The 23,157-nt window shown below is 51.5% G+C and carries 25 protein-coding genes and 1 pseudogene; 10 read left to right on the plus strand and 16 right to left on the minus strand.

Annotation, left to right across the window (positions count from 1 at the left end; translation table 11 throughout):
• From OEW58_06575 to OEW58_06590, 4 genes are all read right to left on the minus strand, one after another.
• Complete coding sequence (locus OEW58_06575) at positions 1-675, minus strand: CerR family C-terminal domain-containing protein (GenBank protein MDH5301011.1); 675 nt, start codon at positions 673-675, stop codon at positions 1-3.
• 178 nt (positions 676-853) lie between these two features.
• The gene (locus tag OEW58_06580) at positions 854-2,380 is read right to left on the minus strand and encodes an ATP-grasp domain-containing protein (protein MDH5301012.1); all 1,527 of its coding nucleotides are present in this window, start codon (positions 2,378-2,380) and stop codon (positions 854-856) included.
• A 214-nt stretch (positions 2,381-2,594) separates the two neighbouring features.
• Positions 2,595-3,353: a TSUP family transporter gene (locus OEW58_06585; GenBank protein ID MDH5301013.1), complete on the minus strand. Its 759-nt coding sequence runs from the start codon at positions 3,351-3,353 to the stop codon at positions 2,595-2,597.
• 68 nt (positions 3,354-3,421) lie between these two features.
• A complete protein-coding gene (locus OEW58_06590; GenBank protein ID MDH5301014.1) occupies positions 3,422-5,011 on the minus strand; it encodes an NAD(P)/FAD-dependent oxidoreductase in 1,590 nt (529 codons plus the stop codon).
• A gap of 410 nt (positions 5,012-5,421) precedes the next feature.
• Here OEW58_06590 and OEW58_06595 point away from each other — a divergent pair, with 410 nt between their 5' ends.
• From OEW58_06595 to OEW58_06605, 3 genes are all read left to right on the plus strand, one after another.
• Positions 5,422-5,730 carry an HDOD domain-containing protein gene (locus OEW58_06595; protein MDH5301015.1) on the plus strand — a complete coding sequence of 103 codons (309 nt, stop codon included), beginning with the start codon at positions 5,422-5,424 and terminating at the stop codon, positions 5,728-5,730.
• Between the two features lie 222 nt (positions 5,731-5,952).
• Complete coding sequence (locus OEW58_06600) at positions 5,953-7,212, plus strand: YihY family inner membrane protein (protein ID MDH5301016.1); 1,260 nt, start codon at positions 5,953-5,955, stop codon at positions 7,210-7,212.
• Positions 7,209-9,500 (plus strand): DUF748 domain-containing protein, encoded by a 2,292-nt coding sequence (locus OEW58_06605; GenBank protein ID MDH5301017.1) that lies wholly within the window; start codon positions 7,209-7,211, stop codon positions 9,498-9,500. Before OEW58_06600 ends, OEW58_06605 begins: the two co-directional genes overlap by 4 nt.
• An 18-nt stretch (positions 9,501-9,518) precedes the next feature.
• Here OEW58_06605 and OEW58_06610 read toward each other — a convergent pair whose 3' ends face one another.
• The gene (locus tag OEW58_06610; GenBank protein ID MDH5301018.1) at positions 9,519-9,887 is read right to left on the minus strand and encodes a TraR/DksA family transcriptional regulator; all 369 of its coding nucleotides are present in this window, start codon (positions 9,885-9,887) and stop codon (positions 9,519-9,521) included.
• A gap of 45 nt (positions 9,888-9,932) precedes the next feature.
• Positions 9,933-10,844 (minus strand): hydrogen peroxide-inducible genes activator, encoded by a 912-nt coding sequence (locus tag OEW58_06615; GenBank protein ID MDH5301019.1) that lies wholly within the window; start codon positions 10,842-10,844, stop codon positions 9,933-9,935.
• 108 nt (positions 10,845-10,952) lie between these two features.
• Here OEW58_06615 and OEW58_06620 point away from each other — a divergent pair, with 108 nt between their 5' ends.
• From OEW58_06620 to OEW58_06645, 6 genes and pseudogenes are all read left to right on the plus strand, one after another.
• Entirely contained in the window at positions 10,953-11,966 is a 1,014-nt protein-coding gene (locus tag OEW58_06620) for a cytochrome-c peroxidase (GenBank protein ID MDH5301020.1), read from the plus strand.
• A gap of 137 nt (positions 11,967-12,103) precedes the next feature.
• Positions 12,104-12,565 carry a rubrerythrin family protein gene (locus tag OEW58_06625; GenBank protein ID MDH5301021.1) on the plus strand — a complete coding sequence of 154 codons (462 nt, stop codon included), beginning with the start codon at positions 12,104-12,106 and terminating at the stop codon, positions 12,563-12,565.
• A gap of 25 nt (positions 12,566-12,590) precedes the next feature.
• Positions 12,591-12,755, plus strand: coding sequence for a rubredoxin (locus tag OEW58_06630; GenBank protein MDH5301022.1), 165 nt, complete (start codon positions 12,591-12,593; stop codon positions 12,753-12,755).
• Positions 12,756-12,757: 2 nt separating this feature from the next.
• Positions 12,758-13,878: pseudogene (locus tag OEW58_06635) on the plus strand (FAD-dependent oxidoreductase).
• Between the two features lie 77 nt (positions 13,879-13,955).
• The gene (locus tag OEW58_06640; GenBank protein ID MDH5301023.1) at positions 13,956-14,084 is read left to right on the plus strand and encodes a hypothetical protein; all 129 of its coding nucleotides are present in this window, start codon (positions 13,956-13,958) and stop codon (positions 14,082-14,084) included.
• Positions 14,085-14,257: 173 nt separating this feature from the next.
• Positions 14,258-14,803, plus strand: a complete 546-nt coding sequence (locus OEW58_06645; protein MDH5301024.1) for a C40 family peptidase — start codon at positions 14,258-14,260, stop codon at positions 14,801-14,803.
• Positions 14,804-14,846: 43 nt separating this feature from the next.
• Here OEW58_06645 and OEW58_06650 read toward each other — a convergent pair whose 3' ends face one another.
• Positions 14,847-15,776, minus strand: coding sequence for a hypothetical protein (locus tag OEW58_06650; protein ID MDH5301025.1), 930 nt, complete (start codon positions 15,774-15,776; stop codon positions 14,847-14,849).
• A 101-nt stretch (positions 15,777-15,877) separates the two neighbouring features.
• The gene (locus OEW58_06655; protein ID MDH5301026.1) at positions 15,878-16,600 is read right to left on the minus strand and encodes an alpha/beta hydrolase; all 723 of its coding nucleotides are present in this window, start codon (positions 16,598-16,600) and stop codon (positions 15,878-15,880) included.
• Between the two features lie 277 nt (positions 16,601-16,877).
• Here OEW58_06655 and OEW58_06660 point away from each other — a divergent pair, with 277 nt between their 5' ends.
• A complete protein-coding gene (locus OEW58_06660; GenBank protein ID MDH5301027.1) occupies positions 16,878-17,360 on the plus strand; it encodes a hypothetical protein in 483 nt (160 codons plus the stop codon).
• 10 nt (positions 17,361-17,370) lie between these two features.
• On the opposite strand, the gene OEW58_06665 is transcribed toward OEW58_06660, so the two are convergent.
• The 8 genes from OEW58_06665 to OEW58_06700 form a co-directional block, all read right to left on the minus strand.
• Positions 17,371-17,928, minus strand: coding sequence for a hypothetical protein (locus OEW58_06665; GenBank protein ID MDH5301028.1), 558 nt, complete (start codon positions 17,926-17,928; stop codon positions 17,371-17,373).
• Between the two features lie 19 nt (positions 17,929-17,947).
• Entirely contained in the window at positions 17,948-18,298 is a 351-nt protein-coding gene (locus OEW58_06670; protein MDH5301029.1) for a VOC family protein, read from the minus strand.
• Positions 18,299-18,427: 129 nt separating this feature from the next.
• Positions 18,428-18,643 carry a hypothetical protein gene (locus OEW58_06675; protein ID MDH5301030.1) on the minus strand — a complete coding sequence of 72 codons (216 nt, stop codon included), beginning with the start codon at positions 18,641-18,643 and terminating at the stop codon, positions 18,428-18,430.
• A gap of 42 nt (positions 18,644-18,685) precedes the next feature.
• Positions 18,686-19,045 carry a hypothetical protein gene (locus OEW58_06680; protein ID MDH5301031.1) on the minus strand — a complete coding sequence of 120 codons (360 nt, stop codon included), beginning with the start codon at positions 19,043-19,045 and terminating at the stop codon, positions 18,686-18,688.
• Positions 19,046-19,063: 18 nt separating this feature from the next.
• The gene (locus OEW58_06685) at positions 19,064-19,975 is read right to left on the minus strand and encodes a methylenetetrahydrofolate reductase (GenBank protein ID MDH5301032.1); all 912 of its coding nucleotides are present in this window, start codon (positions 19,973-19,975) and stop codon (positions 19,064-19,066) included.
• Positions 19,976-20,008: 33 nt separating this feature from the next.
• A complete protein-coding gene (locus tag OEW58_06690) occupies positions 20,009-21,694 on the minus strand; it encodes an FAD-dependent oxidoreductase (GenBank protein MDH5301033.1) in 1,686 nt (561 codons plus the stop codon).
• A gap of 38 nt (positions 21,695-21,732) precedes the next feature.
• A complete protein-coding gene (locus tag OEW58_06695) occupies positions 21,733-22,230 on the minus strand; it encodes a hypothetical protein (protein MDH5301034.1) in 498 nt (165 codons plus the stop codon).
• 108 nt (positions 22,231-22,338) lie between these two features.
• Positions 22,339-22,845, minus strand: a complete 507-nt coding sequence (locus tag OEW58_06700) for a hypothetical protein (GenBank protein ID MDH5301035.1) — start codon at positions 22,843-22,845, stop codon at positions 22,339-22,341.
• Positions 22,846-23,157: the final 312 nt, after the last annotated feature.

Genomic DNA, 23,157 nt, shown 5'->3' on the forward strand with positions numbered 1-23,157 from the left:
TTATTCCTCGACACTGGCCAGTGTCTTTGACGTCAAACCTAACGCATTAAAAATTAGTTCGCCTGCGGTGGCCGATGCCTGCGTTAATACATCTACGCATGGCTGCCCAGCCCCCATAGTCGCCAGCAGCGCGTGACGTGAAACGATCACATTCAGCATCGTTCCCATCAATACATACGCTTGTAATTTCGCACGATCGGAGTTTTCATCGATGTGCTGCAATCCGGCAATAATTCGGGTAAATATTTGCTGCGAAGGCTGCGCGCGGCGCTGGTAAATCAGCTCAAATCCCAGACCGGGAAACGACAGCTCGCGCACTACTAACATCGCATACCAACGACGATGTGGCTCACAGGGAAAGCGACTGAAAAAACTGTCTATGTAAACACTCAGAGTAATGGCCAGGGCATCGCGATCGCCTTGCGCCTCATCAATCATTGCCTGCAGTTGCTGCATGGCATGGCTAAAATTTGCTTCATCTTCCGCCAGCAGCGCCTCAAACACCGCCCGGTACAGACCTTCCTTGCCGTCAAAATGGTATTGCACTGCCGCCACATTGGCACCGGCAGCCGCACAGATCTCGCGCACGGACACGCCTTTAAATCCCGATTCGGCAAACAACGGAATCGCCGCCTGAATCAAGCTGTCCCGGGTTTCTGCGCTTTTGCCGTCCATACCTTTTTTCCATCAAAATCTAACCTGCACCTATAGTACGGCTAAATATTCAACGATTCAAACAAATGTTTGAATCTTGCCAACCTATAAAAACAAGGTGATTTATGCCCTAGAAGACAAAAAAAGGGAGGTCTCTTGACCTCCCCTGGGGATTCGCTTACCGGTAATCCGCAGACCGTCAGGGGGCCTTGCCCACCAATTTACGGTCCATTTCCCGCACTCGCACCACTTGCTGCCAGAACAAATCCTCAAGAATATCCGGGACGCGACTGATCAACTTGCGAAACACATGGGCATAAATACGTATACACACGCAGTCGGTTTTGGCGCGGGCACTGGCCGAGCGAGGTAAACCATCCAGCGCCGACAATTCACCCAACGTCGAGCCCGCCTGCAAATCATCCAGCACAACTTCTCGCTGATCGCGATCGCTGACAAAGGCCTCGATATTGCCCTGCAGAATCAACAGCAGATAATCACCAAGATCGCCCTCACGCCAAATCATTGTGCCGGCAGGAATGCGCATTTCCACACCGCAACGATACAACTCGCGCAGCGAGGCTTCGGAATATTTTTTCTTCTGAATAAAAAACCCGCTGAACTCGACATTCAACAACTCATAAATTCGCTCAACACTGTCTTCTTCGATGTACACCACTGAAAATGCCAGTTGATGCTGATAGTCCAGCGCCAGATCGGAAATGATGTTGGAGAACAATGCGCGGAAGCCTCGATAGTCCGGACGATACTGACTGACATCCACGGCAGTGCCGTTGTAGCCGATGTAAAACGCAAACACTTTGCTTTCCTTGCCACGCCACAGCTTCTGCCAATCAGGACGAATGTCATTGGCAAAGCATGCAAACGGATCCAGGCCAAAGGCGTGAAAACTCAAATCCGACAGACCATCACTGCCGTAGCGCAATGGATTCAGCTCAATCGGGATAAACTGATCTTTGTAAAACCGAAACTCACCATGCAGCGGCAATGATTTCGCCTGCAGGGTTTTATTCATCTCGGTGAAAAACACCACCAGCTTATCGTGCAAATCCTGATAAATCTCATGCGTGGTGTAGTACACCACGTGCAGATAGGCTTTGTTGTCAGGAATGGGGTGATGGCAAATGTTGGTAATGACCGGTTTGCCTTCGGCGTCGAAAAACATGTCAGCCGCATATTCTTCGCCTTCGATAAATTCTTCAATCAGAAAATCTTCCGTCGACAACACCTTGTCGGAAAAAATACTGACTTTGCGCGTCAGCTCCTGTTCGATGTCGCGCACAACTGCGGACAAATCCATTTTTCCCTGCAGCATTCGTCCGCCACTGCCCCAGTAACCTTTCACTGGTTTGACGAAATATTTTTTGCTGGGGTCCAACTGCTGCGTGGGCAAATCACTCAACTTGATCGGTTTGAAATACAAGTTGGGAAACATGCCCTGCAACAACTGCCGACTGGAAACTTTGTTCTTCAGTTGCTCGACCGCATGGCAACGCTGCGGATCATCCCAGCGCTGCAACACCAATTCCAATACAGTTTCAGAGGTGATGCAGACTTTGTCCTGGGCGGCAAAACGGATTCCGGGATCATCCAACAGTTGCTGTCGCGACAACACGCGCAGGTGTTCGCCTTGAGGGATCACATTCAAAATCCCTGCTCCTGCATGGTCCGCAACGATAAACCAGGTGGTTGCTGCATTGCTCATACACTGTCAGCGCTCATCAAGTGTTGGCCGGAAATCAGTTACGATGGGAGTTTTTCTGTGAACGTCAGGGGCGTACTAACCGGCATTCATCCTCACCCCATCCTTGCAAATCATCGCTATCCGCACATTTGCAAGATTTAGCCTCCCATGACATGGACTTATATCGGCGCAATCCAGCATCGGCTTGACGCGACCAATAACACAATCGCGCCGATTATGCCGCCGCCAACACCTGCCAGAGCCCCAGGCCACTGACGATGGTCAGCGCGCCGCCTATTACCTGCTTAAACAGCGCATCATTGCGCAATATGTAGTCATGCGCCTTAAGACCTAGAACATGACCAATCGCCGCGATGGGAATCAATACCAGCGATGATTGCCAGTGCAGCGTTACTCCCAAACTGACAAACGCCGTCATTTTGATTGACACCAGAATGAACCACAGCACAAACAGGGTATTGCGCAATTGTTCGCGCACCACGTTACGCATGAACACCGCAATCATCAGCGGCGCACCGGTCAGTGAAGTACCTGCCACATAGCCGCCCAGTGCCAGCAATACTTTGTCACTCCAGGTACTGCTGCTGGTAATCGCAATATTCAACGTCCACAGCACTGCGTAAAACAGCGTAATGCTGTAGATAAACACCACCAGCCACAGGTTGGGCAAATTCACCAGGCCCAACACCCCAACCAAGGCCGCAGGAATAACGTAGGGCGCGACCAGTTTTAGATATCGCCAATCGACATTGTCGATGCGGGTACGCAGGGTGATAGCGGAAAAAAACAATAAATGCAGACCGATAACCGGCAACCAGAACAGCGGCTGATCATAAATGAACAGCATCAGCGGCAAGCCCAGCGCCGCACCGCCAAAACCCAGTCCACTGCGAACAAAACCGGTCCAGACAAACAACACGGCAACGCCGATTAGTTGCCACAGGGAAAAATCCAATAATGGGGAGTTCAAAATAAGATCATCGCAACAAGACAGAAAGCGACATTATAGCGCGCCCAATCTCAGTGATACACCGCACACTATCACAAACGCCAATCGCGAATCTGTTGTGCTGCCCGAATTCCTGAGCGCAACGCACCTTCCATCGTGCCTTGCCAGTCATACACTGAATCCGTATGTTCACCGGCAAACAACACATTGCCCACAGGCAGTGCCTCCAGACCAGCTATCCCGGTGAAATACCCCGGGGCATTGCAACTGTAACTGCCTTTGGCAAATTCATTGTGCGGCCATGCCTGCAACACTGCGGCGATTTGCGCATCGTCGGTGCGAATTTCCAATCCCTGAATGCCGGGATAAACCAGATTCAAATCGCGCAAAAACGCAGCCGCGTTTTTCTGCACAGCATCAGGCAACAAACTGGCACCGCGCTTTCCAGAAGAAAAATCTGTCAAAATCGCATGCTGACTGGTCGCCAAGGTAGGATTGGTTTCCCAGGTTGTTTGATGATTGGGCAAATCAGCTTCCGCCAGACCGTCGTAGCCTAGCTCACGCCAATAGGGACGCTGAAATGCGTACATGGTTTTCGCGTTGGTTCCTGACTGCAACGAGGCAATCGCATGGTTTTTCCATGCAGGAAACTGCAGCGAATCGTCCAGCGCAATATTTTTCAGCACACTGAATGGAATAGCCAGCACGACCAGATCGTGCTTGATCACCTGGCCGTTGGCAAAACTCAACTGCACTTGACCATTGGCTGTGCGTCCAATGTGTTCCAGCGCCATTTGATAGTGAATCTGTGTCTCCAGTTGTGCAGCCATGCGCAGCGGAATCTGCTGATTGCCTTCAACCACGTGATAGCGCTCGTCACTAAACAGCCCCCAAGGCCGCCAATAGGTATTGCGATCAGAGTTCATAAACAGCAAGAAACTCAAGCAACTTTGCTGTTCCAGCGGCACGCCGTATTCGCCTTCGCAGGCAGTGCGAAATACGGCTTTAAGCAGCGGGCTGGCACCCTTGCTGTCCAGGTAATCCGACAAATTAATTTTGTCCAGCCGCGCATCATGTTCAGTGTGTTGCTGTGCTGTGGGTTGCGCCGACAGCATTTGCAAATCATCCTGCATTGCGGCAACCAACGCATTGTAGTCTTCGATAATATCCTGATCGCGATAATGTTGACCGAAGAAATAATAGGCGTGTTCGCCCGGTATTTTTGTGATGTCTTCCAGGGTCAAACCAAATTCACGTGCGTAGGCCAGCATGTGATCATGACGTGAGTCAATCAGCTCGCCCCCCAGCTCGATGTTGTGGCCAAAAAAATTCGTCTGTGAATAGCAACGACCACCCACACGTTCGGAGCCTTCATAAAGGCTGGCGCGGATTCCTCGTTTGGCTAATTCATAGCCACAACTGAGTCCGGCAATCCCTGCGCCGACAATGCCAATACTTGGCGCGTGCGAATGCGGGTGTTTTTTCCTTTTGAGATTGGTCAACGCCTTTGACGCCAGCGAAGTGACTGCGCCGCGTGCTGACTCTAGCGACTGTGCGATCGTTGGCGATTTATCGAATTGGAAAATCTCAATGCCTTCGTCAACAGGCACCTTGTTGATCAGGCATAAATGCGCAATCGCCTGAAGCTCTTGCAATCGGATAAAAGATTTGCTCCTTGACATACATTTTCTCTGATTCGTAATTCAATATTCGTCGTTGATGCATTTCAAACAGGAGTCTTTTCAAAAAATATTGATAAGGGGTGATGCCTCTATTTATCGTCCACTTTTTTGCAAAGCTGTAATACCTCCAAAATAATATGAACAACCTAGCGCCCCGTCACAAAACCAAAGCTATATAGATCACGCACAAAATCTGCCGAACGCCGCAACGGCGCAGCCCCAAGACACACGGCGCTATTCGAATTCCTGCCCAATCGCCACGCCGGCACCAAACACTCCGCCATTTCGATAAAAAACTGTGACGCACTTCTCACTTTGCAGCGAATTCACTAAAATCCCCGAGGCAAACTCCGTTAATGGATACAAGATTTGGGAATTTTTTCCCAAAACACAAACCTCGGAGAAGCGCCATGATGTCTACCAGCACACGCAAAGTAATCAAGACAGTCCCCAAACAACAACCATCACAAGGCTACCTGTTGCCCATCGAAGGCGTGCTGGCAAAAATCCGCAACGTTGCCAAAGATGAAAATGTAACCACCTTGCAGATCTGCCAGATCATTGCGCAAAACCCCATGCTGCAATATGACATCATTTACGTCGCTAACACATTGCGCGCTTCGCAAACAAAAATCGCTAACATTTATCATGCGGTTCTGTTTCTGGGCTTGGAAAAAGTGGATTCCATCATTGCAGCACGCGTTGCGCTAATTCAATAAACTTCGTGACTGCGCAAAAAAATGCACTGGCAGCACATTCACGACACGACTTTTTCTCACACTAACGAACAATCAATCGAATGCATCACGCCGCGCGCTGACGTCGCCGACTGACATCAACAAAAAACACCACGGCGTATACTCACGCCACACTGCATTGCTCATGCTGCCACAGCAGCATACACTGACGTTCTGTACTCTGAATGACTCTCGACTCACAACATGACGCAAGCGCCTCAACGCCACTCATCCATCATTGCGACGGCATGGCTATTCATCCGCGCAATCAGCACCGATATCCGCTCGGGCAGAATAACGCTGTGGGCCGGCAGCATGGTGTACACCACTCTGCTATCACTGGTGCCCTTGATCGCCGTCAGCTTTTCATTACTCAAAGCCTTTGGTGTGCACAACCAGTTACGCCCGTTGCTAAACGAGTTACTCACACCGCTGGGAGAACAGGGACAAATCCTCAGTCACAACATCATCACTGCAGTCGATCAAGTGCAGGTCGGCGTGTTGGGCGTGGTGGGTGTGGTGTTCCTGTTTGTGACCGTGGTGCTGATGATTTCAAGGGTTGAAGAGGCTCTGAACGAACAATGGCAAACCCAGGACGTGCGTCCGTGGCACAGCCGAATCGGCTATTATTTGAGCGCCTTAATCTTGGCTCCACCACTGGTAGTGTCAGCTTTCAGTTTTTTGGGTGCCTTGTTTTCGGCTTCCCTGCCCTACGCGCCCGCCCTGTTGTTGACACTGTGGCCAAAAATCACCATCGCTGTGCCGCTGTTCGTCACCGTGCTGGCCTTCATGCTGATTTATCTTTTTTTGCCGTTTACCACGGTTCGCCCCGGCGCGGCGCTGATTGGCGCACTGTTTTCCACTGCTACCTGGAAACTGTCAGGCTGGGCTTTTGCCTCGATTATCAGCCACGCCAGCCATTACGACGCCATTTATTCCGGTTTTACCATTGTCATTGTGCTGATGATGTGGCTGTACCTGAGCTGGTTGATTTTCATTCTGGGTGCTCGCATCGCCTTCTATTGTCAGCAGCCCCACGCCATGCACTTCCCCAGTCGCATGCCGCCGAGCACCGACCAGGAACTGCTGGCACTGAACCTGATGTTCCGCATTGGGCTGCACTTTCGCCAGGGAATTCCCGGCCCCACCCAGGCCCAGCTCAGTCTTGCGCTGGGACAAAACGACCATGCCGTGGCACAGCTTCTGCACAGACTGGAGCAGTCGGGGCTGGTCAACCAGCTGCGCAAGGGGAAGTTTGTGCCGGCCAAGGCACTGGACAGCATCAGCCTGTTTGACATTGTCAGCGCCGTTGATGACACCGCCAGCCAGGCTCCCCTGCCAGACTGCCCAGCCCTGCAGGAAGTGCGACAACAATACGCTCGAGCACGACAACAAGCGTTGGTCGCCATCAGTCTGAACCATTGGTTACAACAATCTTTGATAAAGAACCCCACACTAAAATGAAGCGCGTGTTTGTCCGTTTGCTGCAAGTGGTGATGCTACTTTTGTTGCTGGCGTTTATTGCGCTGTATCTGGCAACGCAGCGGTTCGTGGCGGAGACGCTGTATGCCTATCTTAAGCAACAAGGCGCGAGCAATATTGTGTTGGGCGACCTCAGCCTGGATCTGCTGTTGGGAAAGGCGAGCCTGTTCGAACTCAACTTCAATGGCAAAAACGGCCAGCCGGTGAAAATTACCTACGCGTCAGTCAATCTTTCCTGGATCGCATTGACCCAAGAAAAAATCGTATTCACCCAAATCAATATTCATCAGAGTGATTTGCCAATTCGAATCGCCGACAATCGCGTCAGCATTGCCGGCATTCCATTGCCCGGCGAACATGAAAATTCCAACATCTGGCCGGTTTCTTTTGAACAAATTGATGGCCGCGACAACAAAATCGCCCTGACCTACGACAATCAAACCTACGATCTTGCTATCCGCCAACTGCTTTTACGTCAAACTGGCCCCAGCTCGCTCAAACTGGATGTATCGCTCAAACACAAAAGCACCGAGCTACGCACCCAGGGAAATATCAGCTGGAAACCATCTGTGGCACTGGATCTGAACATCGATGCTGAAAAACTTTTTTTGCAGGACTATACCGGCGTTGTTTCTCTGCCAGAAGCCATCGACTTCGACGGAGAACTCAAAGGCAACATTTCACTCAAATGGCAAAATAAGGCATTGGAAATCAATGGCGAAGTCCGCAGCGATGATTTCAATCTGCAACTGCCCTCTGACTTATTGCTTCATGCCGACAAGGCTGTTTGGCAAGGACATTACACCGTATCACCCAGCCAGCCCTGGCAATTGTTCGGCGACCTGCACCTTTATCAAGCCTTTCTGCAAAATGAACCGGCAAAATATCGCTACATACACACCGACCATATCGTTGCCCAGGAATTAATGATCGACAGCAGCGAATCCATAACTGCCGGCTCTATTGTTGCTGATTATGTCGATGCGTTTGGCCCGACAGAAGGCGCGAGCAAATCGTATCTGCTGTCCGCTGAATCACTACAGCTCAATGACAACGTACTCAAACAGCTTCAACGCCTTGATGTCGGCGCAGCCAATATTCGTGGTGCCACAATACGCATCACCCGCAATCCGCAGAAAAAAATCGAAGAGTTGTTGCCATACGCAGCAACCCAGACTGACCAAAGCGACACTGAAAGTCTGACAGAAAAAAAACGCGAAACGGAAAAATCACCGTTTGTATACCACATCCAGCAGCTGGATATTTTGGCGGACAGTCGGCTGCAGTTTACCGATAACAGCATCACACCGGATGCCAAACTGCTGATCATGCCACTGGAAATTCAGGCGACCAATGTCAACAGCAACGACGAAGTTCGTGCCAAAGTCACCGTCAACGCCACCATAAACCGCTATGCCAGCCTGCATGCGGAAGGTGAGATGTTCCCCCTATCTCCCACCAAACTAACCGACCTGGATGCGGAGATTCGCGACCTGGAATTACCTGCACTCAGTGGCTACAGCGCCAAAAATGGTGGATTCAATATCAAGCGCGGCCTGCTCAACAGCACCTCAAAAATCCATATCGAACGGCAAAAACTGCGTATCGATAATCAGGTTTTCATTACCAATTTCGCCCTGGAAAATTTGCTGGCTCAACAGGAACAAAACGAAGATCTTGGCCACATTGGCATGCCGTTGAACCAGGGACTGCGCTTACTGAAAGATAAAAATGGCGATGTTCGCTTCAGCCTGCCTATTCGCGGCAACATCGACAATCCGGACATTTCCTATCGCGACATCACCCAACAGGCGGTGAAAGGTGCGTCACAGGGTGCGGCTATTTTGTTCCTGCAGCAATTTCTCCAGCCCTGGAGTTCGATCTATGCCATCACAAAATTCAGCATCGGTCAGTTTTCCTCCACTCGCTTGCAACCGATCACCTTCTCGGCCAATGACAAACAACTCAGCGATGACATGCAGGCTTATCTCGCCAAGCTGGCTGAGTTGCTGACGCAGAAAGACGATCTGCGCCTGGAAATTTGCGGTGTCAGCGGCAAAGCTGACGCGGAAAAATTGCAGGGGAAAGACCCGCAATTGAGTCAGACAGAACTTAGCCAAATTCAATTGCGCCTGGCTGAACAGCGCGCACAATTAATCAAGCAACAACTGGTGGAAACCCACGGCATCAAACCATCGCGGTTATTTATCTGCCAAGCGCGGATTGATGACAATCCCAAAGGCGAACCTCGCGTCAGTCTCAGACTGTAATCAGTCAAGGCTGGCGCACTATTTCTCCCGCAATTGCTGACAGACAATGCAGCGCGCTGCAGCGGGCTGAGCCTGCAATCGCTTCAAACTGATGTATTCACCACACTCGGCGCAAAAGCCATATTCGCCGCGCTCCATCTTTGCCAGCGCCTGCTCAGTCTCCATCAACTCCTGTCGATGCTTTTGCACCAGCACCGTATCCACATCCTGCAATAGTGTCGAAACAGCTTCTTCACCACGATCATGCACTGCGCCTGCAAGCGTTTGCAGATGCGCTTGTTCGGTTTGCAGCAATTCTTCCTGAATGTCGCCCAGTAATTGTTGGCGACGCTGTTGCAACTGCACACGCAACGCGGCCATTTGTTCTGCGGTTATCGCTTTGCTCATAAACATCTCCACACTCATCAAATCATCGTCGTAATTGCAGCTCAGCTACTCCACTACCTGCGTCAAAATGGACTGCATGCAGCTTAGCAACCGCGCCAAATCGTCTTTGCGCACATACGTGGGACGCCACACCAGTGCGATCTGCCGATGCGGTCCAGGTTCGGCCAATGGTCGCAAATTGATTCCGCTTTGCGCCACCAACGCACTGTCTGCCGCCATTTGCGGAATAAAGGTAATGCCCTGACCTCCGGCCACCATTTCAATCATGGTGTACAAGCTGGTGCCCTGCACCGTAGTGGCACTCTGCCGACTGGCGCGCCAATGACACGCCGCCAAAGCATGATCACGCAAACAGTGACCTTCCTCGAGCAGCATGATTTCGTCGGCAGGCAATTGGGTGGAAGATAATGCCCGCGCCTGCGCCAGGCGATGTCCCGGCGGAAAAGCGATGCAGAAATTTTCCTCGAAAATAACCCCGTGCTCCAATCCACCCAGCTCGTACGGCAACGCCATCAGCGCGCAATCAATCATGCCGTTATTCAGGCGCTCCAACAATGCCGCGCTTTGTTCCTCCACCAACTGCAATCGCAACTGTGGAAACATCTCCCGCACTCCCGGCAAAATTTTCGGCAGCAAAAACGGCCCGATGGTGGGAATGACCCCCAACCGCAATGTCCCGATCAACACGCCGCGCCGCCCCTTGGCCAGCTCCACCATTTGCGCGGCTTCATCGACAATTTGTCTGGCTTTTGGCTCCAGCATCACTCCCAGCGGGGTCGGCATAACCTTGCGTTTGCTACGCTCAAACAAAACACCACCAAGAACACTTTCCAATTCCTGAATTCCGGCGCTTAATGTCGATTGGGTGACAAAGCAACGCTCTGCCGCCTGACCAAAATGATTAAGCTCCAGTACAGCGAGAAAATATTGCAACTGACGAACGGAGGGGAGATGCATGATCGAATTTCTCTCTTACAGAAACAGATTTAATCCATTGGAGCCATGTTAGCCCCATTCCTACACTGTTGCCAGCGTTCCACCGTCTTACTCACAAGGAGAAACTGTATGAAATATTTAGTGATTTCACTGGGGCTGATCACCAGCGGCTCGGCCTGGGCCATGGCCCCCCTGCCTGACAGCGTCCCCGTGCCTGCCGACAACCCCATGACTGCTGCCAAAGTGGAACTGGGCAAGCAGCTGTTCTTTGATCCACGCCTGTCGGTTGACGGCACCGTATCGTGCAACTCCTGCCACAACGTCATGGCCAGCGGTACCGACAATCGCGCCACTTCTGTCGGCATCAACGGTCAACGCGGCGGTCGCAGTGCCCCCACCGTCTGGAATGCGGCGTACCTGAGCGCGCAATTCTGGGATGGTCGCGCCGCCACCCTGGAAGATCAGGCCAAGGGCCCACCCTTGAACCCGATCGAAATGGGCATGCCCTCTGCCAAGGCAGTAGAAGATCGTCTGTCCAGCATCCCCGGCTACAAGGCACAGTTTGAAGCTGTATTTGGCGGCGTCAGCTACGACAACATGGCCAAAGCCATCGCCGCCTACGAGCGCACCCTGATCACTCGCAACAGCCCATTTGATCGCTACATGAAAGGTGACAAAACCGCCATGAGCGAACAAGCCGTCAAAGGGATGAAGCGCTTTGAAGAGCTGGGTTGCTCCGGCTGTCACAGCGGTGCCAATTTTGCCGGCCCGGAAATGGCCGTCGGTGAGGGTTTCTACCAGAAGTTCCCCACCCACGACAGCGAATACACCCAGAAATATGACCTCAAGTCAGACCAAGGCCGCTTTGGCGTCACCAAAAAGCCAGAGGACATGAACGTCTGGCGCGTCCCTAGTCTGCGTAACATCGCCACCACCGCGCCCTATTTCCACAATGGCTCGGTGAAAACCCTGGGCGAGGCCATCCGCGTCATGGGTGCCACTCAGCTGAACAAAACCTTGAGTGACGAAGAGGTTGCCGACCTCAGTGCCTTCCTCAAAAGCCTGACCGGCGACTTCCCTGAACAAACCATGCCCCGCCTGCCCGGCATAGCCGGCACCAGCATGGTGGGTGACGAGAAGTAATCCCCCCTCTCAGCCCGGCCACCGCGCCGGGCTTTCTTCGACAAAAGCGATTACAGATTCAATTTTAATCAATTTCACCAATCATGGTTTAACCCGCTACAGTGTCTGTCAGTCCCACCCAAACCTAGGAGCCTCACATGAACAGTAGCACCGCCAAAACCGTGAAAAACCTGGAAGCCGCCTTCGCCGGCGAATCCATGGCCAACCGCAAATACCTGTATTTCGCCAAACTCTGCCGCGAAATGGGCGCAAATGACGTAGCCGAAGTATTTGAACAAACGGCCGAACAAGAAACCGCCCACGCCTTTGGCCATCTGGATCTGCTGTATCCCAAGCACACCCTGACCCCGCAAAAAATGCTGCAAATGGCGATTGACGGCGAAACCTACGAATACACCGAAATGTACCCCGCCTTCCGCCACACCGCCCTGGAAGAAAAAGATCACGCTGCGGTCAAAGAAATGGATGAGCAGATCAGCGAGTCAAAACAGCATGCGCAACTGTTCGAGACAGCCGCTAAACGTTTCGCTGCCCTGGCCAAAGTAGAAGAGCGCCACGCCAACCACTACCGCGACACGCTGGCCAAGGTCAGCAAGTAATCACCACAAAACAAGGAGAATCAACATGAAAGTCTACCAATGCATCGTATGTGGCTACACCTATGACGAAAGCGCCGGCGATCCCGACCACGGCATTGAACCCGGCACCCGCTGGAAAGACGTCCCCGCTGACTGGAGCTGTCCTGATTGCGGTGTCAGCAAAGACGATTTTGAAATGGTCGAGGTATAACGATGTCCCCTATTGTCATCATCGGCAGTGGTCTGGCGGGTTATTCGCTGGCGCGCGAGTTTCGCAAGCTGGACGCCACAACACCGCTGACCATCATTACTGCCGATGATGGCCGTGCCTACTCCAAACCGATGCTCTCCAACGCCCTCACCCAGGGCAAGGAGGCATCGGCTCTGGCCAGTGCTGATGCAGAAAAAATGGCAGCGCAATTCAATGCCCGCATCATCACCGGGCAAACCGTACAGGCCATTGAGCCAAAACAACAGCGCATCGTTTTAAACAATGAAACGCTGGCCTATCGACAACTGGTGTTAGCCGTCGGAGCAACACCGTTTCGTGCCGACATTGACGGTGACAGCGATGCCATCTTGTCGGTCAATAATCTGCGCGACTACGAAATCTTCCGCGCCCAGCTGCAAGGCAAAAAGAGAGTCGCATTGCTTGGCGCTGGCCTGATCGGCAGTGAATTTGCCAATGATCTGGCCAACGCCGGCCTGCTGGTCGATGTGATTGATCGCAACGCCTGGCCACTGGGACAACTGGTGCCGCAACAGATTGGGCAGGCTCTACAGTCCGCATTGCAAAAGCTCGGCGTCACATTTCATTTCAACACCAGCCTGAAACGCATCGACAAAACCAATAACGGATTCAGTTACAACTGGAGAGCGGCGAAGTGTTGCACAGCGACGTGGTGCTCTCTGCCATCGGCCTGCGCGCCAATACCCAGCTGGCACAACACGCTGGACTGGACACAAATCGCGGCATTGTCGTCGACGATTTTCTACAAACCTCAGACAAACATATTTTTGCATTGGGTGACTGTGCCGAAATTAATGGAAAAGTGCTGCCCTTTGTATTGCCACTGATGCACAGCGCCCGCGCATTGGCAAAAACCTTGGCCGGAGACGCAACACCGGTGCAATTTCCTCCCATGCCGGTAGCAGTGAAAACCGCAGCCCTCCCCATCAGCGTACTGCCTCCCGGTGACGCACACGGACAATGGCAGATTTTGCAACAAGACAACCATATTCAGGCTCTGTTTCGCGATGCTGAACGACTTAAAGGCTTCGTACTCAGCGGTGACTACGCCAAACAAGCGCAGTCACTGTGCAAACAGCTATAGCTGAGCACGTACATGCCGTATACTTGGCGTGTTTATTCCGAATTCGAACTTTTTACTTTATTCGAACAGGTGCCCTGATGCCCAGCAAAAACAAACTATTCCTTTCCACCCTGCTGTTGATCGCCGTATTGTTCGGCGGCTGCATGCCTACTGACCGCAATCCGCAGGATGACGAATCCAACAATGTCAGCGAACCGGTGTATTAAAATCGTTTGCTACACCCGGCCAAACGTCTACGGTACTGAAAATTGTTTTTCGCAAACCCGAAACCTGCGAACGAATCCAGCGTCCGCCATCAGACACACGATCGGCACACTGTCGCTCCTGCGCAATTATTCAGCAAACACCAAAAATATCGCATAATTTCAGTCACTAAGGCATGACAACCGGCCTGGTATTTGCCTATAATCCCAAGATGATAACGCTACTCCGCCCTTTTCGTTGCAGCCGTGGTCTGCCTGTTTTACTGGCAGCCGCGTTGCTGTCTGCCTGCAGCAGTCTCACACCTCGCGAGACTGGCGAATTGGCATCCATTGAGGCACCTGCTCCTCTGCCGGAAACGGTGATCGTTGCCATGTCTGTCATCGATACGCCATATCGGCGCGGCGGCAGCTCTCCCAGCAGCGGCTTTGATTGCAGCGGTCTGGTTTACTATGCCTATCGTCAATTAGGAGTTGAGATCGCGCGCAGCGCCATTGAACAATTCCGTCAGGTCCGTCGCATTGCGCAACAGGAACTGGCAGCTGGCGATCTGGTATTTTTCCGCCTCAACAGCAAAGCAGTTTCCCACGTCGGCATTTATCGCGGTGACGGCCAATTCATTCACGCGCCGTCTACCGGCAAACGCGTCAGCTATGCACGCCTGGACGACCCCTACTGGCGCAAGCGCTACGTTGGCGCTGGTCGCTACGAAATCCCCAGCTGAGTTTTAATCATTTCTGATCTGCCCTCAACCAGGGATGTTTGCGCTATTTTTCGATCACGCTGCGACTATGATCAATAACTACGTCGTATTCCTTGATCTTGTTACGCAAGGTCGTGTGATTCATCCCCAGATAGTCCGCCGTTTCCTGGATTTTTCCCTGGTGTTTTTCCAACGCTTCAAGAATGAACTGTTTCTCCACCGCCTTGGTATATCCACGCATATCCGACTTGGTGTTGCCAATCTCCAGCAGCGCATACGCCAATTTCAGGCGATGCATAAAAAAGCGAATCCCCACCGACAAATACACCACCCGCTCACGATGCAGGTAATAAAACGCCACGGCTGCATACAAAATGACCATCGGACCAATCATAGTTACCGGTATTGCGTACGGCGTGCGCGACAACAAATCAACCACAACCAGCGCAGCTATCAATGGCACAAACGAGACCAGCGCCACAATATTGCGTGACGCAACCACTTTATCCTCCATATGCACGCGAACATTCCGCCACAATGTCGCGATGGTCGCCATCGCGGCTAACAGCGCAAACAAATCAAAACTCCAGCCCAGCACGCCGTCATTGTGCAAAATGGCGTAGTGTTCAACGCGATAATCATCCACCATCAAACCCGCCAGGTGAAACACCGTCAACAGCACAGGTACGGCATAAAGCGCATTGCGCAGCATCGAATTGACGGGTTTGCCAGAAAGCGAAACGGCAAACAACCACAGATGCGCACACATAAAGTAAACCGAAATTAAATAAGCATCCGCAACATAATCAATGTCGTTAGGGAAAAACGGCCAAGTCAGGTAAAACAGCACCGTTACGATGTTCATCACCCCCAGATTGGCAAACAGCGCAATCGACTCCCGCGCCACGCCCTTTGCCAACAGCCGCTTTAACAAATAAATACAACCGGACGCCGACAACGCCGGCAGTACCGCATAAATCCATGTTTCCATCATGCAAGCCTTCCTTTTTTATTGATGATTCATGTTGCACTTTATTCACAACTGCCCTCCTGCCACATCCACCGGCAAGAGGGCAGAGCCTAAACTAATTTACCTTACGCAGCCTGCAAATACTTGCTCAATGGCAGGCAAGAATTTACCAGTGCCGCAAACTCAGTTGGTTTTTCATACATGGGACTATGTCCGCATTGATTGATGATATTCAATGAAATATCAAACTGCTTAAATGCCTCAAGCGTTTCCGATAAGGGAGTAATCACATCATCCCTTCCCCAAATAGCGTGAATTGGGCAACGAATATTCGGCAAAATATCCACCGCCCGCAAGGCGTTACTCTCCCTCATCAAACCTGCAATATTCCGCAAATTATCTCTAAACACCTCTGCGGTCCGCTCCACAATCTCCGCAGGCAAAAGATCTCGGTCAAACATGATCAAATCACCCAGCTTTCGCGCCGTCTCCATCGCATTGTGTCGCGACAAGCGAATCGGCAGAATCGCCTCGCCAAACCCTGCTGAACCGGAAATGATCACCCGACTGACCCGGTCAGGCTCCAGTGCGGCGACATTCATGCAAACGTAGCTCCCCAGCGAATTCCCCACCAAGGTCACGGGCTCATCAATCTTGGTCAGCGCTTCGATAATTTTATCCGACAACTCGCCAACTGAACCACCCAACTCGCTAAGCGGCTCACTCATGATGTAACAACGTGACGCATTAGGAATCTTGGGATAGGTATCCTGCCACATCCACCCCCCCGCAAACATTCCACTCACAAAAAACAGGGTATTTTCGTTATTCAATTTAACAACATTCATCTCTTTTCTCCTATAGGAATGATTCAAAGGCAGGTCGAAAAAAATCGACCAGCCCTAGCATGCATCGCCCAAAGGAACCTGTAAAAGAGTGTGTTTTTTGTAACTTATTGATTTAGTTTAATATAAAAAAATCGAATGTCATTCACCCCGGATTGTGAACGTTCGATTTTTTTCAATTAAAAAATATTTTTTTATCCATTAAACCACCCTAAATCAATAAGTTACACTGGCTAGACATCTGTTAACCATAGCAAAAGCAGTGTACTTGCGGGGTTTTATGGAACAAAGCACTAGCGATAAAAATATCCTCACTTTCCCGGTCGATCTGGCAGCAGAGCGAGGCAAGCCCAATGTACGCGACCTAAATCTCACCACGCCGTTTACTGCTCATGGGCTGAGTTTTTGGATGCCGGTGAACTGCCGATTTTCAGTAGGCACGGACACCCTGGTTTGTTTTCAGTTGCTGCCAACCACCGTCGGAGAAACGCCCTACCCCGACGTACGCTACTGGATACTGAATAACACCTCGGTTAAAAAGGACTATTACTATCGAGCGAGGGAAATTGACTTCACTCAGGCTGTGGGCATCACCCTGATCCCTCGCCTAGCGCGAGTCGATGACACAGGGCAGGTTTCACACTATTTTCTGGAAGCGTTTCATCAAGCGGACAACATCCGCCTGGTGCTGAAATATCCCAACCCGTTTACCTCGGCATTTTTCATTGATGGCGTATTGATTCCGAAAATTCTGCCAAAGTAGCGAAACGGGGCTAAAACACACCGAACACGACACTGATATTGAAGGATGTACCACTCAAATCGCTGTTCGAGATCCCCGCATAGTCAACGCCACTGACATGCCTATAGGACACCCCGGCATTCACCTTGACCACTTTCGCCACGTTCATGGCAACGCCAGCTGACGGCTCCAGCAGCATCACCCCGTCACTGCGCACCGGAAGATTTGAATTGGCGGCACTGGACTCCTGCAAATCACCCGAGCTGATCAAGCAATCCGCGTAGTAGTGCACACTGTCAAAGGGGCGAATGAATGTGCCAAGCAATAACCCGCCATAGCTGAAGTTGCCGTAATCACCCACATCCTTGATGCTGGAAAAACCGCCACCGCCCAGATAGAAGTGATGATTTACCAACCAGGCACCATAGCCGCCAACCATCAAATGATCTTCCCCTTGCAGCTGAGTCATCCGAACCATCGGACCACCAAGGCCGCCGGAGTCCATCTCCCCCGTCACCAACAGCTGGCGCTCTTCCGCCATCGCTGACGCCGAACAAACCAATAACGCACAGACCAGCCACTTTTTCATTGCACATCCTCTCTATAAACTACTCCGACCAAACCGCGAACTCATTGCCGGTTGGGTCCTCAAAATGAAACCTCCGCCCTCCAGGGAAGGAAAAGGTCGGCTTGGTGATCTTGCCGCAGTGCTGCTCTATCAGCCTCTGGCTGGCCTCCAGATCCTTGCTGTAGAGCACCACCAGCGCGCTACCGTGGCGGGTCGACATGCTTTTGTCCGTGGCGTAAAACCCTCCGTTAATTCCCTCGCCCAAAAAGCTGGCGTACTCAGGACCATGATCCATAAACATCCACTCGAATACTTCCGCAAAAAACGCCTTGGTCGCCTCCATGTTGGTGGTTGGCATTTCCAGGTAATCAATCTTGTTATGGGCACTCACGCAAGACTCCTCTAACGAGAACAACGGCAACCAATCCATTATGTTTCACAAGGACATTGAGCGCAACCTTGGCCGCTTAAAACGCAAAAAGGCCCCTAAGGGGCCTTTTTTATCGTACCGGCAATCAGCTTACACGCTGGTCATGTACCAACCAACAGCAACCACCATCAGTACGAACAAGGGGATACCCACAGCGCTCCATGGGCTATCGAATGTTTCCAATTTAGGTGCAGACATCATTTCCTCCAGAACATCAATTACGTCTACTACGCTGGATACCGCAAACCGGTCAGCGACAGTCACACTACAGGCAGCCCTTGCCAGGGTCAAGTCACTCGAGCGCATAACTGGCGAATCTGGCGCCAAATCGAACAAAAAACGCTCAGCCTATCCCGCCGCGTATCCGTCCCACAATACCAATGTTGCTTGGGCGGATTCCAAATTTAGCCGAATTTCCAGTTCGCAATATTCGTTGTAGGTCTCCTCCGGGGTGGGATCATCCGCGCAGGCACATCCAGGGATCGCCCCTTTAAAAAACACGCCTACATGCAGCGACAACCAACCGGATTGCAGTTCCGCACTCAACAACATCGTGCTGATATCGTCGGGCAGCGCATAGGCAGAGTAGCGTAACTGCGACTGCAGCGGTAAAACTTCCAGCCCCAAGCCTGCCACCTCGCGCTGCAGTGTTTGCGCGAACGTCGCTTGCCCCCAGGCCGCAGCCGATTCAGGAAGATATAAAGACATGAGCTAGACTCTGATTTATTATCCGCGCCGAATTCGCTGCAGCAACTCGATGGAGGCATCGACCTCGACTTTGCGCACTGCGACACTTTCCACGTTCACTCCCAGCGGAATATTTTTTTCTGCGGCAAACGCCTGCAGTTCTTGCCAGGTTTGCACACAGACATCGACGGATTTTTGCAGAATATCCTCTGAGTAACGCAAATCATTTTCCAGCCAACGAGGAATACTGATTCCCAGCCACTTCATAAATTGCAGTGTTTTTTCCGAACCACACGGCGTCAGCGTTAAGATCATCGGCACCAGCGGGATTCCGTGATCACGGCCGAAATAATAGTAATCGGACAGAAAATTCTTGGTAGCATTAACGTCATACACACCCTGCGTCACAAAAAACGAACAACCCTGCTGAATTTTGCCAAACACGCGCTGATGCTCATCGCCTTTCAACTGATGCCGTTCAGGTATCGCCACGCCGCCCAGCAACACATCGGGGCGCAGCGCAGCTTTCAACGCATACGCCTCGCGCATGCTCATCGTGACTGGCTGATCCCGCGATGCGGCGCCAACAAACACCGTCGCGCTATCGGTTGCTGACAAATTAACCAAAAAATCGCTCAACGCCTGCCGACTGTATTTTCCGGCGGCGCGATACAGAATTTTTGCCATTGGCAACGACGCCAGATGTTGGCGACTGTATTCAAAACAATCCAGAGTTGCCATAAATGGAAACGGACGCTCGTCATCGGTGCGCGTGGCTTCGTCCTGAATGTCGTACAACACCAAGCCATCAATGGGCAATCCCAGTAAACGCTCAACCTGCCTGGCGGCAATTTCACGCACTTTATCTTCTGCCGTATCCGCTTTGGGCGGCACCATGCCGTAAAGCACAATACCACTTTCACGCTGCCTGATTTTATCCGCCAATGTCATACGCAAACCTGATCACCAAACAAAGTAGCCATCCTATCCCGAAATACGACGCGCGCGAATGTCGGCCAGTAATTCCTTCGCAGCGGCGACACCGGACATCGCCGCACCTTCCATGTAGCCTTGCCAATCATAAAACGAACTGGTGTGCTCGCCAGCAAATTTCAGTGCGCCTGCCGATTGTGCTTCCAGACCGGCAATGCCAGTGAAATAACCAGGCTGATTGCCCACATACGAACCTCGACTGAACTGCTGTGCACTCCAATGCGCACGCTCAAGCACATAACGACCTTCACTGTCTTTCAGTGCAACCGCCTTCGCGCCGGGAATGACCTTGTCGTAATCAGTCAAGAATTGCTCTGCCTGAGCCTGTAAAACATTTGGTTTGATTTGCATGAAACTACTGCCTTCACCATGACAGTCACTGCAATTTCCCGCAGAACCATTCAGCGAACCTTGTAAGCGTCGCGCCAGATTGCCGCCGGAATAATTGGTAATCACCCCCACCTCCGTGTGCTGCGACCAATTGGTTTCCCAAGTATTTTGCAACTGAGGCAAATCGCTAAGCACATCTCCGCTGTTACCAGCCTTGATCCACGGACGACCGTTAAACGCATACATGGTCTTGACGTTATCACCATATCGCAGCGTATTGATCGCGCGCATTTTATCCGCTGACAATTTCAACGATGCATCCAGTTCGACCGTACGCAACACAGTGAACGGGATTGCCAGCACCACTGCATCGGCGATTTCCGCAGTTGGCAAATTATTGAAATACAATTCAAATTGATTTTGACCATTGCGCGCCAAGCGCGTCAGACGCATGCCTTGTTCAATTTTTCCGGGCAAGGTTTTAGCCAGACGAATGGGAATTTGATCCGAACCTTCAGTGATGTGATAACGCTCGTCACTGTAAATCCCCAACGGAGAAAATTCATCGTCAACTTCCAGCGACAACAATAAATTCAGCGCGCTCTGTTCCGAGGTTTCCAATCCGTACTCGATATTGCACGCAAGATCCAGCGCCACTCTGGCCAATGGCAAATCGCGAGCATGTTTGTCCAGATAGGCGGCCAAATCCATGCTGTCTAACGCGACTTCTACCTTGGTATGCTTGAAGAATGTCGGCTCATGAATTTTGGCCTGATCCGGCGCAATGCGTTTGGCAAACACCCGAATTTGTTCAACCACACTTTCCTCTGAATGCGCCTTGCCATTCAAAAAGAAAAAACTCTCGCCAGGAATATCTTCCACATCCTCCAGCGTTAATCCTAACTGTTTAGCGTAGGCCAGCAGCAACGGATTTTCTGAATCAACAAATTCACCACCGCGTTCAATCACTTTGCCGGCAATGCGCCGGCTCGAACACATGCGCCCGCCCAGGCGATGCGGATTGGCTTCGTAAATGGTCGCTGTCACACCTTGCTTGGCCAATTCCGCTGCACACACAATTCCCGCCGTGCCACCGCCAACAATGGCAATACGCGCCTTGGTTTTGATTCTATCCGCTGCCAGCAACGCCTCAGGAAACATCGTTGCACCGGCCAATGCACCAGAAATTTTCAAAAACTTGCGACGCTCCAGCAGATGCTGCCGAAAGTAAAAAGTCGCCTCATCCCGTCGCACCATGGCTTCTTGAGTTGAGATGCCGTGTGCATTAGCCATACGGGCCAAACGGAATGCCTGTTTCACTTTTCGGAACAACTGACTTTTGGCCATACGACTCCCTCTGATGACATTTAGTCGCAGAAAACTACTCAGTTTCGCGCATTTTCTACCGAATTAAAACCGAACAAAATACTCGCACGCCAGCCTTTATTGGACGTAGCCACACTGAAATTCACCGGGAAATTAACCTCGCCAACGCGATATGTTTTACCCATCGCAAACGCCATTCCGATTCCGCTGATGGAAACATTAGGCCCAATAACGTATTCATAGCCGCTGGGCATACGCAGCCCCGTCACCCAGGAAACACTGGGCAACAACACCCCCTGATCCGCCCCGCCCAGCAACGGTACTAGCGCAGTGATTCCCTGTGGGCCCTGATTGGTTGTGAAAAAATTCCGCTCAAATTGCCAGCCAAACTGAGTAATGGTGTCGGACAAATACAAATCATGAGAACGCGCAAACGCCAACGTTTCCGACGATAACACGGTCACACCAATCCTCGGTCCCGACAAATTTTCCGCATGGCAAACCGCACTCGCCGCACCAATCAACAATGCAACACACCATCGCAGCCAACGTTCCATAACTCTCCCCAGTCAACAAATTCAGATTGTTCAAACTAACACAAAACAGGCAACCACTGCGTCGATGACCAATTTGTTTACCAACTGGCAATTGTCCGCCAAAAAGCTCTACATCAGATTCCAGGTATTCAAATCCGCCAAACTCATGCCCAAACCACCACCGAGAGCAATATAGGCGTCGCGAATAGCTGTCCCTTTTGCCACTTCCACCAACAATTGATCGCGCAATATCGCCAGATTGGCCGGATCACCCGCAGCCACAGAAAGCAGCGAAGGCCACAGTGCCGTGTCATATTGTGGCGGGGTCAGCATCAGCAAATGGGCAAACACCAGCCGGGCATTGTCGTTATCAGCAATGGCAATTTCCAAACTCTCTGCATGCGCCAGAATCGTCACATTCGAAATACCACGCTTTACCGCCAAGTCCGGAATTGGCATCCATACTTTGAGAGCGCTATTTTTTTGCAGTTCGGTGATCTGCAGATTGGCACTATCCAATTGCTGCTGCACCTGTGTACAGTCGGACCCGTTCTCGCTAATACACCCAGCCAGAGGGATAGCAGCGATGATAGTGAACGTCCGCAATGGACGGGAAATGTTCAAAAAAGTAACCATGCTCGCACCCTAATTTAGTCTGAAGCCCATGAGGAAATACTTCCCCAAAAACCAGATTTATATCAGGTAAATATTTTGGATGATAGATGACTGACAACTGGAAGCCACATTGTGCATCCGAGATAAAACGAGCTCAAGGTAAAAGCAAACGCACGCAGTGCGTGCTTGTGACAGGTAACTTTTACGGTTAAAAACCGCTACCGCATTTTCGCCCGCACAAAGAAAACCGCCCCTGTCGTAAGACAGGGGCGGTTTGGGTATAGAAGCCTGGCGATAACCTACTTTCACATGGCAGCTGCCACACTATCATCG

The organism is Gammaproteobacteria bacterium, assembly GCA_029884425.1.
Lineage (GTDB): Bacteria > Pseudomonadota > Gammaproteobacteria > S012-40 > S012-40 > JAOUHV01.

Bases quoted from the DNA above. Each gene is read 5' to 3' on its own strand.
- OEW58_06575 (MDH5301011.1), bottom strand. From the start codon at position 675: ATGGACGGCAAAAGCGCAGAAACCCGGGACAGCTTGATTCAGGCGGCG.
- OEW58_06580 (MDH5301012.1), bottom strand. From the start codon at position 2,380: ATGAGCAATGCAGCAACCACCTGGTTTATCGTTGCGGACCATGCAGGA.
- OEW58_06590 (MDH5301014.1), bottom strand. From the start codon at position 5,011: ATGTCAAGGAGCAAATCTTTTATCCGATTGCAAGAGCTTCAGGCGATT.
- OEW58_06595 (MDH5301015.1), top strand. From the start codon at position 5,422: ATGATGTCTACCAGCACACGCAAAGTAATCAAGACAGTCCCCAAACAA.
- OEW58_06600 (MDH5301016.1), top strand. From the start codon at position 5,953: ATGACGCAAGCGCCTCAACGCCACTCATCCATCATTGCGACGGCATGG.
- OEW58_06605 (MDH5301017.1), top strand. From the start codon at position 7,209: ATGAAGCGCGTGTTTGTCCGTTTGCTGCAAGTGGTGATGCTACTTTTG.
- OEW58_06610 (MDH5301018.1), bottom strand. From the start codon at position 9,887: ATGAGCAAAGCGATAACCGCAGAACAAATGGCCGCGTTGCGTGTGCAG.
- OEW58_06615 (MDH5301019.1), bottom strand. From the start codon at position 10,844: ATGCATCTCCCCTCCGTTCGTCAGTTGCAATATTTTCTCGCTGTACTG.
- OEW58_06620 (MDH5301020.1), top strand. From the start codon at position 10,953: ATGAAATATTTAGTGATTTCACTGGGGCTGATCACCAGCGGCTCGGCC.
- OEW58_06625 (MDH5301021.1), top strand. From the start codon at position 12,104: ATGAACAGTAGCACCGCCAAAACCGTGAAAAACCTGGAAGCCGCCTTC.
- OEW58_06630 (MDH5301022.1), top strand. From the start codon at position 12,591: ATGAAAGTCTACCAATGCATCGTATGTGGCTACACCTATGACGAAAGC.
- OEW58_06640 (MDH5301023.1), top strand. From the start codon at position 13,956: ATGCCCAGCAAAAACAAACTATTCCTTTCCACCCTGCTGTTGATCGCC.
- OEW58_06645 (MDH5301024.1), top strand. From the start codon at position 14,258: ATGACAACCGGCCTGGTATTTGCCTATAATCCCAAGATGATAACGCTA.
- OEW58_06650 (MDH5301025.1), bottom strand. From the start codon at position 15,776: ATGATGGAAACATGGATTTATGCGGTACTGCCGGCGTTGTCGGCGTCC.
- OEW58_06655 (MDH5301026.1), bottom strand. From the start codon at position 16,600: ATGAATGTTGTTAAATTGAATAACGAAAATACCCTGTTTTTTGTGAGT.
- OEW58_06660 (MDH5301027.1), top strand. From the start codon at position 16,878: ATGGAACAAAGCACTAGCGATAAAAATATCCTCACTTTCCCGGTCGAT.
- OEW58_06665 (MDH5301028.1), bottom strand. From the start codon at position 17,928: ATGAAAAAGTGGCTGGTCTGTGCGTTATTGGTTTGTTCGGCGTCAGCG.
- OEW58_06675 (MDH5301030.1), bottom strand. From the start codon at position 18,643: ATGCGCTCGAGTGACTTGACCCTGGCAAGGGCTGCCTGTAGTGTGACT.
- OEW58_06680 (MDH5301031.1), bottom strand. From the start codon at position 19,045: ATGTCTTTATATCTTCCTGAATCGGCTGCGGCCTGGGGGCAAGCGACG.
- OEW58_06685 (MDH5301032.1), bottom strand. From the start codon at position 19,975: ATGACATTGGCGGATAAAATCAGGCAGCGTGAAAGTGGTATTGTGCTT.
- OEW58_06690 (MDH5301033.1), bottom strand. From the start codon at position 21,694: ATGGCCAAAAGTCAGTTGTTCCGAAAAGTGAAACAGGCATTCCGTTTG.
- OEW58_06695 (MDH5301034.1), bottom strand. From the start codon at position 22,230: ATGGAACGTTGGCTGCGATGGTGTGTTGCATTGTTGATTGGTGCGGCG.
- OEW58_06700 (MDH5301035.1), bottom strand. From the start codon at position 22,845: ATGGTTACTTTTTTGAACATTTCCCGTCCATTGCGGACGTTCACTATC.